The organism is Endozoicomonas sp. 2B-B (genome assembly GCF_053470045.1).
On the sequence record NZ_JBLZMU010000001.1, the window covers coordinates 2,083,818 to 2,097,842 of the forward strand.

At 47.8% G+C, this 14,025-nt stretch carries 7 protein-coding genes; 3 read left to right on the forward strand and 4 right to left on the reverse strand.

What is annotated here, in order from left to right; genetic code table 11:
* The first annotated feature begins 46 nt into the window (after positions 1-46).
* From ACOMHB_RS08345 to ACOMHB_RS08355, 3 genes are all read left to right on the forward strand, one after another.
* Positions 47-11,152: a hypothetical protein gene (locus ACOMHB_RS08345; protein ID WP_448216246.1), complete on the forward strand. Its 11,106-nt coding sequence runs from the start codon at positions 47-49 to the stop codon at positions 11,150-11,152.
* 35 nt (positions 11,153-11,187) lie between these two features.
* Positions 11,188-11,556, forward strand: a complete 369-nt coding sequence (locus ACOMHB_RS08350) for a PilZ domain-containing protein (RefSeq protein WP_422132897.1) — start codon at positions 11,188-11,190, stop codon at positions 11,554-11,556.
* Between the two features lie 94 nt (positions 11,557-11,650).
* Entirely contained in the window at positions 11,651-12,289 is a 639-nt protein-coding gene (locus tag ACOMHB_RS08355) for a YigZ family protein (RefSeq protein ID WP_448216247.1), read from the forward strand.
* 127 nt (positions 12,290-12,416) lie between these two features.
* Here ACOMHB_RS08355 and ACOMHB_RS08360 read toward each other — a convergent pair whose 3' ends face one another.
* From ACOMHB_RS08360 to ACOMHB_RS08375, 4 genes are all read right to left on the reverse strand, one after another.
* Positions 12,417-12,590: a helix-turn-helix transcriptional regulator gene (locus ACOMHB_RS08360; RefSeq protein WP_448216248.1), complete on the reverse strand. Its 174-nt coding sequence runs from the start codon at positions 12,588-12,590 to the stop codon at positions 12,417-12,419.
* Positions 12,591-12,689: 99 nt separating this feature from the next.
* Entirely contained in the window at positions 12,690-12,956 is a 267-nt protein-coding gene (locus tag ACOMHB_RS08365) for a hypothetical protein (protein ID WP_448216249.1), read from the reverse strand.
* Between the two features lie 10 nt (positions 12,957-12,966).
* Positions 12,967-13,197, reverse strand: a complete 231-nt coding sequence (locus tag ACOMHB_RS08370) for a DNA cytosine methyltransferase (RefSeq protein ID WP_448216250.1) — start codon at positions 13,195-13,197, stop codon at positions 12,967-12,969.
* The gene (locus ACOMHB_RS08375) at positions 13,197-14,021 is read right to left on the reverse strand and encodes a hypothetical protein (protein ID WP_448216251.1); all 825 of its coding nucleotides are present in this window, start codon (positions 14,019-14,021) and stop codon (positions 13,197-13,199) included. The genes ACOMHB_RS08370 and ACOMHB_RS08375 overlap by 1 nt, the downstream gene beginning before the upstream one ends.
* Positions 14,022-14,025: the final 4 nt, after the last annotated feature.

The following is a 14,025-nucleotide window of genomic DNA, read 5'->3' on the forward strand; positions in this document are numbered from 1 at the left end:
TGTTTCTTGGCAGTTGTGTAGTTTTTCAACGGATGTTGTAGACCGCATGGACCATAGAAGCAGTGGCATTGGCATACCCCATAGCCAACACCTGAACAGTACATCAGTGCATGGTTCCCAGACTTCTGAGGAACAGACAAGTCATGGTGTGGGTTCAGTTCAACTGCCAAATAAGCTTCTACAAGGCGATCGTCCAATTACAACCCCCATTGGAGACAGGGGTATCTCCCATGTCGATGTGGGCACACCCTCAATTCCAAAACCTCACAACATGATTTGCAGGGCTTATGCCCGTCCTGTCAGTCAGGTTGCTGATCATACTCTTTTCAGACTCAGAGAAAGCATAAGGCCTGAGACAGTAAAAACTGCTGACAGGAAAACCAGACTACAGATGGCTGAACGGCTGGGCAGGGTCCATGATGTGTTGGGCTGGCGCTTTAAAATGCCAGCTAACCGCCAACAGCTGGAAACTGGCCTCAATGGCAACAACGGGCCTTTGATGACATTGGCCATGGCCCAATCCATGCTTCATCAGATAGAGGTTCTGCAGACCGGTGTTGCTGATGTAATCACAGCCAGTGGTCAATCGAAGGAAGCATGGGCATGGGGACTGCTGAAACGGTATGAGCTGGATAAAATGAATCGCGAGGTTCTGGCACTCGCTGAGTTCTATTGTCAGCATTCCCCCGAGCTAACAAACCCTGAAGAGATTTCCAGCCCTTCAGAGAATGATCCGTTTCTTGGTCACATCTTTGCAGAGAATAGTCTCGGCACGCCACCGTTGGTGCCTACACTTGCAACTCCCAGACCGCCTGATGGTCCTGTTCTTTCCACCCGGAGTTTTGAACTATCCAGGGCGCAACAGGAACTGAGATGTCTCAGAGAAGAGAAAGAAGAATTAGGCAACGAGCTGCAACAGACCCGCAATCAGTTGACTGAACTGAAGGAAGCAGTAGAAGTCCTCAAGCAGAAAGAAAAGAGAGTGCCTGAAGGTTTTTCAGAAAGGCTGAGTGAGCTTGAGAAAGAACAATCCGAACTAAAAGACGAACTCAGCGAGAGGGATCGTCAGTTACGTGAGGAGCAGTATCGGATAGTCAGTACCCATGGATCTCCCATTGGCAGCAGCGAATTATTGAGTGCAGAAACCTTCGATTCTGACGACAGGCTGGATGAGCTGGAAGCATTGAACAGTCAGCTTCAAGCTCGAATGAAAGAGCAAACCCGAATGCTGGCTGACAATGGCGTTACTCTGTCAGAACTCCAGAAACAGGTGGTTGACTCTGGTCAAAAAATAGACGCGCTGCAAAGTCAACTTCAGGCAGCCCATCTGAACCATCAGCAGATGGGTCAGGAGGCTGTTTCAGCTCTGGAACAAAAGGATCAGCTGATACTGCGACTGCGGCAGGAGTACCTGGAGAGCTATCAATCCGTTGAAAATGAACTGAATCAGGAAAGAGCCAGGCTGGCAGAGCTTCAGCAGAGTTATCAAAATGCTCAAGAGCGAGTGGCTGATTTATTCAGGCAAAATGGTTTACTGCATCTTGATATCAAGGCACTCAACAAGGACCTTGAAACACTAAAGCAAGTGGATACTGCAAGAGTGGCGCAGCTTGAATCGCAGGTGAAAGAGCTTACCAAGTATCGTGATCGTTGGATTCTGGCCCATGTCGATGTCACTGGCAAGAAAAAACAAGTTGAAGAAAAGGCGAAGCAACTGGAAGAGCAGCTAAATCGTATTGTAGAAGCTCACAAGCAAAAGCTGGATCAGCTGCAAAGAAAATTTGAAGAAGCAGACAGCAGGGCGGATTCAGCAGAGCAATCACTTTTTGCCCTTGAAGGCGACTATAAAGGGGCGCTTGCTCGTGAAGAAGATCTCAAAAAAGCATTAACGGATACCAAAAAAGATCTACGGGAAAAGGTCGAAGAACTCGAGAAGCAGCAGTCTGAGTTTGAGGAAAAAGCCCGATCATTAAAAGAGATTCATCTGGAACGACAGAAATACGACGATGAAATCAAAGGCCTGCAACAAAGCCTTGTTGAGCATAAGGATCAGGCTCAGGAAGAAAAAGCGAAGCTTGAAGCGTCGCTATTGACTAAACAGGCCGAACTGGAAGACTTGCAACTCAAATATGAGCAGGACTTAAAAGGTCTGGAAGCGCTGAATGAGCAGCTGGATATAGCCAGAGCTGAGATCACCTCCCTGAAAGAGCAGCTGCAGAGTCTCCGGCTTGAACAGAGTAACGGTTCGCAGGAGAGTCAATCTCACGAGGCTGAGATGGCTCAGATTGCAGAGCAGTTAAGAGTTGCTGAACAAAAGCATCAAAAAGAAAAAGCTGATTTAGAGTCAGAGGTCGAAAGCGCCAGAATATCTGAACAGCAGGTACAGATTCAGCTCACAGACAAAGAGAGAGAGCTGAATGAGTTGCAGTCAAGGTTGCAGAGCACTGAGCGTGAACTCAGGGAAAAAATAGTCAGTCTTGAGAATGATCTTCGCTCAAAAGAGGAGGATCTTTCACAGAGAGATCAGGCGTTAGTGATTGAGAGGAGAAAAGTTCAGGAGCTAACGGTTAAGAGCGATGGGCTTGAGGAAGAGAAAGATAAACTCGAGTCATCGCTGGCAGCCCTTCGCCGAGAACTTGAGACGGCTCAAAGGGCTACCCGGTCCTCGAAAGAGGAGGTCACCGAATATATAAGACAGCTTCAAGCTGCTGAAAACAACACAGAAAAGCTGCAAAGCAAACTTGATGAAGCAAAAAGCAAGGAAAGAGAGGCGAGAGAGCGCTCTGCAATAGCTGACGAGTCTATCCCTAAATTGCAGGAGACGTCAGAGCGTTATCACAGAGAGCTTCAGTTAAGCCAGCAGGAAGTGAATCGACTAAAAGATCTGCTAACCGGCAAAGAAGATGAACTTGCCGAAGCCAAAATCAGGGAAAACTCGCTGTCATCTTCGATCCTGGCAAAGGACGACAGGATTCGGGAACTTGAAGAAGCTGAGGTTGAATTCAGGCGCGAGATTGAAAAAGCCAATCAAAGAACGCAGGAAAAGCAACAGAAAGTGGTTGCGCTTAGCCAGAATGTCGATGATCAAGTTCGTGCTATTGAAAAGCTCACGCACAGAGTTCAACAACTGCTCCCTGAGAAAGAATTGAGTGACAATAAAGTCATTGAGTTGGAAGAGAGAGTTCAGTTAATTGCCCGGGAGCGAGATGAAGCAAAGCAAATGCTTCTGAAAGCTGAGAAAAATTTACGAAGCGGTAGTGATGCCGCTGAGATTGAGAAATCTCAATGGGAAAACCAGCTCAGGGATTCGAGATCCAGAGTGTCTGATTTGGAAAGTCGCCTTAAAGAGACCGAAAAGAAAAGAGATCACTTTCAATCAGAGTCAGAGGCTCTTGCTTACGACAGAGATCAGGTGAAGAAGCAGCTTCAGGAGCTTCAGCTCAATGCAGAAAGTCTGAAAAGTCAGCATTCCCTTGAGATGGAAAGGCTCATCCGGGAGCGAGATGAGTTTAAGCTACAGGTCGAGGCACTGGAGCAAAAGGCAGAAGTTGCTTCAGCTGACTGGGATAAAGAAAAGGTCAGAATTGAGGAGGCCAGGAAAAAACTGTTTGCTGATTTGAAAAACCAGCATGACCAGCTGGTTGAAACAAAACAACGACTTGATCAGCAACTTCTTGCGTCTCAGGAGAAGGTCAGGAAGACAAAGCTTGAGCTATCCCATAAAGACGCCACTCTCGAACAGAAAGAACAAAGCATTGAGCGTGTAAATAACCAGTTGATTGCGTTGAAAAACAGTCTTGAGGAAAGTCAAACCAGGGTGTTGAGTCTGGAAGGTGAGGCTACCGAACTGGGTACACAATATGGAAGGTTGGAGCTGGAAGTAAAAAGATTGACGCAAGAGAAGGATCAGGCTCATAGCGCTTCTTTAAAGCAGAATGAGGAGCTGCACCTTTTGCGAGGCAGCCTTGAAGAGGCAGAAACCACTCTGGAGTCTCTGAAAAAGCAGCTTAACGATGAGCAAAGTGAGAAGTCACTGGAGTTTGCTGATCTTAAAAGACAGATTCGTCTGGCTAAAGAAAACAGGGACCACTTTAAATCGCTTTCCGAGACGGCAGAAGAACAAAGAAAAATAAAGGATACAAGGCTTAGCGAACTGGAAGCCCTGTTGAGGGATAGCCAAAAAGAGGCTCACAGCTTAAAGGGTAAGGTCGATGAACTGGGTGTCAGACAGGAAAGGGCGTTGAAAGAGGCTCAAGGTTACAGCAGTCAGCTTGAAAAAGATCTGGCTTTTCAGGAAAGCAGGCACAAGCATGAAGCTTCGGGTTGGGAAGAAGAAAGGCAGCGTCTTACCAGCTCGCACAAAGAGATCGTCGTTGATCTTAAAGAGCAGTTGCAAAAACTCCAGGATCTGAAAAATGATGTTGATAACCGGGTTTCAAAGCTTGAACTGGAAGGTAAGACGAAAGATCTTGAGCTGCAGCAAAAATCTCTGGGCCTTGAGGAGAGAAAAGAAGAAGTCAGTCGTGTTCAGAGCGAGGCTGAAAGCCTGAAAGCTGAATTAAAGAGCCTGACTGATCAATCCAGAGAAGCAGCGTCAAATCATACGCTTGCATTGAAAGAGAAAGAACTTGCTCATCAAAAATTAGCCGAGAGTCTTGAGCAGGAACAGCGCCAGCGGGATCAGGAAAAGATAAAGCTGGAAGAGGCTGTCAGTGACCTGGAGCAGGAGCGAAAGGGTTTGCAATCCAAACTGACTGAGTTTCAGGCTGTGAGTATTGAAAACCAGACGCTTGCCACTGAAGTTATTCATTTAAAAGACCAACTGCATATAACTCAGGAAGAGTTGAACAAGATTAGAGAGAAAAAGAGAGAAGTCGAGCAGCAATCAGAAGAAGCTCTTAAGGCCAAGGCCTCTCTACAAAGCCAGTTAGAAGTTGAGCGGGAACGGGTTGAAACACTCTCTGAAACGAAAAGTAATCTGGAAGCTCAAGTTCTTGAGAAAGAGAGCGCCCTGATATTAAAAAACGAAGAATTAGTTGAAGCTAAGGAAAGCCTTGAGCGCGAATCTGAGCGGTTCAATCAATTAACGCTTCAGGCTGACAGTCATCAGGTTGACAGTCATCAGGTTGACTCCGGTTATGAGTCAGATTCTCTTTCCGAGGACGGCTTTTCCGAGGCGGAGTCTTATACTTCAAAGGCTTCTTCTGATCCGTTACCTGATCGGTTCGATTCATCTGCTGATGAAGGTTTGGATCTCACTCAGGAATCTCCATTGCCCCAGTGGACAGATTTGGGGACAGTCGTTTCAGAGATCAAAAGCAAAGAGTTTGCTTCTCTTGGCCCAGGAACTTTTGTTATTTCGGGCCTGATTCAAAAAATGAGTTCAGCCTGGTCTGAGCTGGCTTCCAGACTGGAAGTGATTGAAAAAGAAAGGGAAATTTATCATTTCACCGGTCCGGATGATTTTCCGGGCAGGAGTGGCTCCCGAAAAGAAGTGATATCAGTCCATGAGCAGTTCCTGATGGAGCTGGAGTCCATTGATCAGGCCTATCAAAAAGCCCCGGGTGCGACCCCGGATCGCCCTTTAGTGGATGAGTTTACCCGTCAGATTGACCGGACTGTATCCCTGACCCGGGGCAATATACAAGTAATGGCCAGGGAGCAGGATGATTTTCAGACTCAGCTCGACAGATTCGAAGCGACTCTTGAAGCCTTAAAGCCTGATGCTCTGGCTGGCCCGGAAGATCCTGAAGCCATAGTCGATTTGGAACTGACCAATATGAGTACACTGTTGGCAAAAAGTTCGGGGGATCGGGACAGGGAGTTCTATACACATGCCTTGTGCGCCCTTGCCAGATCAGCTTCAAAGCGTCTGAATGAATCCTGGAAGAAAAAAATTGCAACGATTGAGGGGCCAGACGAAGGGCATCGGCTTTTAAAACGGTATGAATACTCGCTTCAGCGATTGGCTTCAGAGCATCTGCCACCCCGGTTGAGACGCAGTGTGCCCGAACATGGACGGGTATTTTTATCGAAGCTGGTTGAATATCAAAAGGCGGAGTTTGAAGCCAGACTGGATCAACAGCTGGGAGTCGCTCTCAAGCCGCAGGCGGGCCATTCTCTGGAAGAGCAAATGGTCAGGGATCCGCAGATCTGTGACAGACTCTTAACTCTGCTGTCCAGTTTACAGGAGCAGCATGAAGGGATTGTTAAACAACCCGGGTCCGCAAATTTAGCAGCAGGGGCAACGCAATGGGTTGACTTCAGCTATGCCGATGCCTCCTTGGTGGGGCTCAGTCAGATCAGGGATGAATTTGGATTACCCGCGACACCGACCATGACAAAGGTGCTCAGAACCCTTCAAAAGGAGCTGAAAAGACCCGGATCACTGGTTCTCACCATGGCTGTCAGGCAGCACAAAGAGAATTACGAAACCCGAAAAGAGCGAGAGACGCGCAGGCTCAAGCTGGAAAGACAGTGCACAGAGTTGTTGGCTCAGGAAACCAGGCTCGAGCCGAAGCAGAAGTTCAGGGGCCTTACTCATGATGATGACTTTACCCAAGCTGTTGAACACCCTCATCAAGCCGAAATTGCCTGCTTTCAGCCAGATTCACCGGTACCTCTGGCAGAAGCTTCAGGTCATGTTCAGACTCAGGCTGGCTTCAGGGTGAGCGCTCTTACCCAGAACCCTAACTGTCTGATAAACAGTTTCATGAATGGTTTTAATAAGGTTGCTCTTCATAAAACCAGCCTTGTTACCGGTGACCGATACATTGAATTGTCTGAAGGTGCCCAATGCCGACCTTCACTGGTGTTTCACTCCAAAGAGGGTCAGCACTGGCAGATTCAGCTGGATGGACGAACCTGGTCTCTGGATCCTGCTTTTCTTCATGAGCATCCCAATTTCGAAGTTCCCTTTCAGGTCAGCAAGGAAGGAAGAGAAAAAAAGCGGGACTGGATTCCCCTGAAAAGTGCTTCGGGACAAACCGTCCTGCTGGTTGCTCAGAAAACACCTTCAGATCAGCAGTGCTTTATGTATGAACTGGGTTCCAATGATCAACTGATCCCGGTGCCAATCCGGGGGGAAAACCCCAGAAGCGAGCTGATTAAAGCGAACTTACTGAGTAAAGCTTGCTTACTGAAGCCAGACAGTACTTCACCATCAAGATCACGCAAAGATTATCCGCCTGAAGTCCTTGAGCTTGAATCGCTGAAAAATACCTGGCTACCGAGTGCTTCCCTCAAGCAAATTGATGAATGTTACAAGAAAGTTGTTAAGGAAGTGGATCATCAATTACTGAAACCGCCTTTTACCTGCACACCTTGTGATGGACGTGTCAGAAGCCTGCCTGTTGAGCTTCCGGTGGTGAGAAAAGTGGCTCAGGAAAAATCAAGGAAGCCGGAAACCGGTGCCCATCAGGAAACGTTTCATCCAGAACAGTTTTCGCCCTTTACTGTCAATGCCAGTTTCGGCCATGTCAGTGAAGCGTTTCTGAAAGCCAGGAGGGAGTTGCTGGTTGATAGTGCTCATAGTGTCACTAAAAGTGTCACTGAAAGTGTTATTAAAACGCTTGAAGGAGAACAAAAAGCGTTTCAGGAACAGGTATTTAAAAACCTGTCAGTCTACTCTGGTTGCGAGTTGCAAACCCAGGGACCCCGTGGGATACCTGATCCGAAAACGCTAAAAACCAACAGGCAGTCGGTTTTGAGCCATTTTGAAAAGGTCATCGTCAACAACAGAAAGCACTGTGTTCGTACACTTCAGTTAAAAAAAGCTTTGGAAAAAGGTCTGGTCAGCTACATTCGTAATGCTTCTGAAAATGATGTGCAGGGTTTTTCTGATGGCGAGCTTCTGGATCATGCCATTCGTAACTTTGAGAAGGGACTGGCTCCGGGTGGTAATGATGTTGACGGGTTTATCAAACGCATGTCGCAGCTGATGCTGGTGGATATTGACCTTGAGCAGAGCAGCCTGATAGGTCAGCGCCTTGAGGCGCTTAAAAGTGAGTTGGTGGATCTGGACTTTGCCGCCTTTGAGCAGGTGAGTGAGCCCCACGAATACATCAGGCGTTGTCAGGAATGGAATCTGGATATGGCTCTGCTGGCATCCAGACAGAGCAATCTGAATAACCGAATCAGCAGTTACGAGAATACCTTGCTGGATACTAAAAACCTGGCCCTTTTGTCGTTCGAAAGAAGGCATCACATTGTCTTGTCACCCGACCAGGCCGACGAACTGGCTGTTACACTGGACGGTGTCAGCCAATGGGCCGATGGCCATGAAGTTGCCATGATGTCTCATAAGGGCACTGGCTACGGTAAAAGTACACTGCTGCTGGCGCTGACGGATCACGCTTCGGCCCAGTTAGGTGCTGATACGGACCGTTCGATTATTGTCATGGCTCCAAAGACCAATCAGGCAGAACTGGATAAAGGCTTGCGTGAGTACTACGCCCGCAAGGGGCAGGACTATCGCCGATTGGATCTTGAAACCTGCTTTGCACCTCCCTGTGAGTTATCCGTCGCCCGGTTGGTAGAGGTTGAGAATACCCTGCTGGGGTTACCTGCCGGAACTTCGATTAATGACAGAGTATCCCTGCTGGCTCAGGGGCGAGTGCCCGTGGGCGCCTCAATCACAGATGTGCAGATTCTGATGCATCTGAAGCAGGCCTTGCTGGACGCTGAAAGTTTCATTCAGGACAAGCAGGCGATACTGGCAAAATTGGATGACTGTCTTGACTTGCTCAAAAACTCTATGGTGTTTGCCGACGAGTTTGACAGTGAGATGGTGCCTCATACCGAAGCTGAGTCGATATCAGTGGCTCAGACCGTGCAGGCAGTGATCAGAGGGCTTGGCTATGCCTTTGAAGTAGAGCCCCGAAGTATCAATCTGAAACATTCTGAATTTCTGTTTGGATGTAAAGCCCGGCATTTACTCTCAGCAACTTTGGGAACCTTGTACTGTGCAGCTTTGGCCAGTGCTTCAGGCACCGCAGAAGAAGTGCGTCACAAAGCAAGAACAGACCCGGTGACCACCAATCAGCGTTTCTGGCACTTCATTTCTCTGTCGGAACCGGTGTTTTTCAGCTCTTCCGACCCGCAGGGCAGGAACAAGATGCTGACGGATGTTTTGCACAGGGTAGGCCCAGAGCCCCAGATTATTTTCTTTGATGGCGCTGAGTCGGGTGATGAATGTACGACAAAGGCGCATCAGATGAGTCGGACTTTGAATCAGGAACGACTGGCCATGGGGGGCGTTCAGAAGTCTGTTATTTACTATGACCATGATAAGAATCTGCAGATGCAGTATCAGGATGATCCGGTCTATGGGCAAGGAGCTTCAGCTTCCCGGGAAACCATTACCCAGCTCAGACGTATGGGTGGACAGAGTACCGATGGTTACCTGAGCAAAGAGCAGTCTGTGGGCACTGACATGCCCCAGGGGAGTGCCAGTGTAGGTATTTTTCATGGGCTGGTGGGGCAGGCCGGTGGCGAAGCCAATGAAAACTATCTGGTTCAGCAGCTTGGCCGTCTTACCCGTGACAGCAAGGACTTGCACAAGGCACAGAGAGTGTTCATGGCGGTGGATCTGGATGCGGTTAAAGACATCAAAGGTGCCGACGTACAGAAAGAGGCATTTATGGAGGCTTTGAACGCGTTGGATGAGTCCATGCAGGCTGAAGAAAATCTGTTTCCTGAGGGCATTGATAACGCTTCTCCCGCTTTGAAAAAAGTGGTTGAGCAAACAGTTACCTTGCCTGTTCAGAAAACAGAAGAAGGCGAGAGTGGTTATTTGCAGAGCCTGCCACAAATAAGAGCCCAACTGGCTGAGATGGCTAAAAAAGAGTGGGCAGAGCTGGGTCTCTCTCAGGCAGCATTTCAGGAGCTGATTGAACTGAAAGTCCGCCAGTGGGTCTGTAAGAATGCATGGCTTGAACTTGTGGCTGTGGATATTGCCAGTCGTGAGAAAAGTCATCATACCCTGAGCTGTGAGAAAGAGTTGATGCAGGCCAGAACCAACAGTCATCTGGATAAAGTGTATGCTGCGGAGCATCACTGGTTGAATGATGAAGCGGTCAGTTTGGTGAATGGACTGGATATGAAGGCGATGGGAATTCCCACGGAAGCCATTCCTGTTGTGACCAGCAACCTCAAGTCAGAAGTTACAGACTTTCTCAAATCCATTGAGAGGCGTTTTGTTCTGCCGGGAACCTATCAGGAGGATCTGGTCGAAACAGCGGATGCAAAACCCACACGTGAATGCCTCAGTGGTTACTTCAAGCAGTTAAAGAGTGAAGGCATTAAGCTTGATGGCAAAGATATGGTGAGTGAGACCAATAAAAAATTGATCCGTGAGAGCGATGTCGCTTTAGAAGAGGCTCTTACAAGAGTCACTGAACTTCACAATGTAGTGAAGAGTTTAAATGACAAAGCTCTGGGCGCTAAGCTTTTCGAGGACATTATGGCTTCCCTTCAGGCCAGCAGGCGAAAGCTGAGTGGTGCAGGGGGGGCGCGGGAGGCGATGCAAACGGAGGCCACCATTCAGAGAGCGTACAGCGATATGATGAAGGCTGTCATGAAAGTCATAGTTTATCAAATTAAACCAGCAGACCTTGAAGCATTAGAAAAGCGAATAATGGACGTGATCACTCAATGTGTTGAACTTAATCATAACCTGCGGCTGTCTCTGTACAAGAATCCCATTGGTCCTGACGTAATCAAAGCGATGGGTTTCGGTCGACTTAAAGAGTTCGCTGCCAACCCTCAAAAGTTCAGGTGGCGGAGGAAGGGGCCGCAAGGTCAGTGGACGCTGATTGGGAATACCAGTCAGAACGTTATGGATTGCGATAAGGCCGAAGGTCATTTCGAGATTAAAGACGGTTATATCTCCAACAAAGCTCAGTTGAACCGCTTGCAGACCCAGGCTGCTTCCCTTAGTGAGCGGCAGGCTGAGCTGGATCGTGCCGTCAAGTTGTGCCAGCACCCGGTCAAAAACGAGTTCAGGGGCTGTGTGGATGAAGTGGAAAGAGCATTAATGCAGCAGTTTGATGCTTTTACCAGAGAACAGAAAAAGATCACAGAGCGAGAGCAGGAGTTAATGCTGAAACAGAGTGAGTTAAGGCAGAGCAAGTTGTACAAGGTTCTGGTTTAAATTTTTACAGGTTGGGCAGTAAAGGAATACAGATTATGTCTATGGTCCCACGCGGCAAGGAGCGTCGCAGCATCAAGCGTCACCAGTTGAATGATTATTTGACCATTTACAACAGGAACACGCTCAAGGAAATGGGAAGTATTGGCAATATCAGCAGCAATGGTCTGATGCTCATCAGTACGGTACCGGTTCTCATTGGTGCGGTTTACAGCATGAGAATTAAGCTGCCTGGCCCGGATGAAGAGAAAAACTATATTGACTTTGATGCCCGGTGTCACTGGTGCAAGCCCGACGTGGGTCCGGAGTTTTTTGATTCTGGCTACAGTATTGTCAGTGCAGGGCATGATATTATTGATCTGGTTGAAGTGCTCAAGGAGTACTTTTCTTTCACTGAGTGCCCATAGATTTAGCGGAAAATAAGGTCAACGATCACTGGGTTGATTGTTTTCTGCTTTGTCTTGTGCATTCACATCGCCCTGACTGCAACAAGAGAATTGAATGTCCAGCCAGCCCTCCGGCCGCTATCGGGTGCCAGACCTCTTACCCGAAACCTCTTTTGAGCGGGAAACGGAAGTCAAGCGAAGCCGTTTTATTACTTTCCTGTCCAGAGTGGCCTCAAGAGCCGAAGCACTCTCCTTCCAGCAATCTCTGAGAAAACAGTTTCCTGACGCCTCCCATCATTGTCTGGCTTTTATAGCGGGCCCTCCCGAGGGGAATACCGTCATGGGATTTGATGATGACGGTGAGCCCGGTGGCACGGCTGGCAGGCCCATGCTAAATGTTTTGCAGCATAGTCAAATCGGAGAAGTCGCTGCCGTCGTGGTACGCTACTTTGGTGGTACCAGGTTGGGAGCCGGAGGATTGGTTCGGGCTTATGGCTCATCAGTTCAGGCCGCCGTCGAACAGTTACCTGTGGTTGAATGCGTTCCCATGGTTCGGGGAACCGCAGTGCTGGATTATGCCAGCGAACAGGCTTTTCGACACTGGCTCGAATCTTTGTCAGGACAGATCATTGATTGTGACTATACCGACCAGGTTGTTATCCAGGTTAAATTGCCTGAAGCGAACCGGATGGACTTTGCTTCCAGAATTACTGAATCCCTGAAGGGGAAGATTGCATTAAATTGGCAGGAGTGAACATGCTGAGAAGTTTCTACTGGCACGATTACGAAACCTGCATTCTAATCAATTGATTTTAAAGCCTTTAATTTTTTTCTTAAATAAATCTGTACACACATATGTACACAGTTTTGGATTGGCCGAGTTAAACTCGGCCTTGTTCCTCTTCCCATTTTTTAATCTTTTCCAGTGAATAATATCTACCGGAAATAGGATTTGGAAAGCCCTTCTTTTTTCTCCAGTTGTACAGCGTGACGCTGCTGGAAAATCCATAGCGATCTTTCACTTCCTTGACGTTCAAAAATTCTTTGGCTTGCATAGCTTCTACCTTCTCAATAGTTATACCAATAACGGCTGAACAATCCCTTCAGCCAGTATCAAATCCATAGCTTTATCATCACTTCACAAATGACCCTCCTCATGACGCTTTTTCCCTTTCCTGGTGCTTTGCGAAGACATAGCGGACTACTACTTCGTTAGATTCTTTCAAGAGCTCATTTGGGACATGGCAATACGCATAATGACCAAGACAGTGCGCTGTGACCCAGGTTTGAATATTGTTAGGAATAACAGGTTTAAGTTCCTCGTAATGTGGGTATCCACCATCAGCCAATAACTGATCAATATCCGGTGTTATGTCCCGTTGGCTGTCTGCCGCAGTTTCGAAAAAATCACATTGCATCATGGTTCTGTCTCTATGCAGCTTGTTCTTTGGCTGAGCTGATCATGTTGGCCCTGACCAGAGCCTCTGAAAATTGAGGTGGTACTGCATTACCACACCGGGCCACCTGATTGGTTTTTGTCAGTTTTCTACCTGTTGTGTCCCGGTCAATGATGTAGTCCTGAGGAAACCCGTTTGCGTTATAGAGCTCTCTGGGTGTCAGCATCCTCATATTAATTAACTCACCGATTTCTTTAATATCCATCAGCGCCTTTTCCCCATGATCGTTCCATAAACGACCTGATCATTTTCTTTGGCTTTGAATTTCAATATCTGTTTATCGCTGTTGACTGAAACTTCAACTTCATCCAAGCGGTTTAAGAGGTTGAAATAATTTGGGTTCAGTCGCATACCAAGAAACTCTACTGAATGATGTTCTTTGTAAGTCTTTCCTGAACCGTGGCAGTAAAAACAGCTTTCCCCCTGCGCTGGTGCCATGAAACCACCTTCACCAAGACAGGTTTTACACTCTGCTTCATACCCATTGTAATCACTCTCAAAAGACACATAGCCGTGGCCTTTGCACTCCGGGCAATCTTTAGAACCCGATTCAAAACTCTGGCAATAAAAGCACTCATCATGTTTTGGAATAGTGATTTGTTCCGGCAGTGGCACGTAGTGATCGACCGGTTCAAGCAATGTGCTGAAGTGCTCCAGAATTCGATCGTCAACAGGGCCGTCGGACTGGGCTGCGCAGTAATTAGCACGTAGAGGTACTGTAATCGCTACATGACCGTTGCTCGCCACGGTTCTGCCATTGAGATTAAAGGGTTGGTGAAGAAATTCTTTGTGGTGACCAGGGTGGGCGGTCCATTCTTTCAAATTGATTTTATCAGCTGAAGTCTCTTCTTCTGTTCCAGCCGCCATATCTTCAATCACTTCATCCAGAATCGCTTCCGCTTCCGGACTGTTACACTGCTCAATACGCATGCAGTAAGCCTCTGAATAATCATTATTAAGGTGGTCATAGCCGTTCAGTTCGCTGGTGGGCTTTTCGAGTCCAGAGCGGGAGCATTTTGCAGTTTCCATGCTG

Bases quoted from the DNA above. Each gene is read 5' to 3' on its own strand.
- ACOMHB_RS08345 (WP_448216246.1), top strand. From the start codon at position 47: ATGGACCATAGAAGCAGTGGCATTGGCATACCCCATAGCCAACACCTG.
- ACOMHB_RS08350 (WP_422132897.1), top strand. From the start codon at position 11,188: ATGTCTATGGTCCCACGCGGCAAGGAGCGTCGCAGCATCAAGCGTCAC.
- ACOMHB_RS08355 (WP_448216247.1), top strand. From the start codon at position 11,651: ATGTCCAGCCAGCCCTCCGGCCGCTATCGGGTGCCAGACCTCTTACCC.
- ACOMHB_RS08360 (WP_448216248.1), bottom strand. From the start codon at position 12,590: ATGCAAGCCAAAGAATTTTTGAACGTCAAGGAAGTGAAAGATCGCTAT.
- ACOMHB_RS08365 (WP_448216249.1), bottom strand. From the start codon at position 12,956: ATGATGCAATGTGATTTTTTCGAAACTGCGGCAGACAGCCAACGGGAC.
- ACOMHB_RS08370 (WP_448216250.1), bottom strand. From the start codon at position 13,197: ATGGATATTAAAGAAATCGGTGAGTTAATTAATATGAGGATGCTGACA.
- ACOMHB_RS08375 (WP_448216251.1), bottom strand. From the start codon at position 14,021: ATGGAAACTGCAAAATGCTCCCGCTCTGGACTCGAAAAGCCCACCAGC.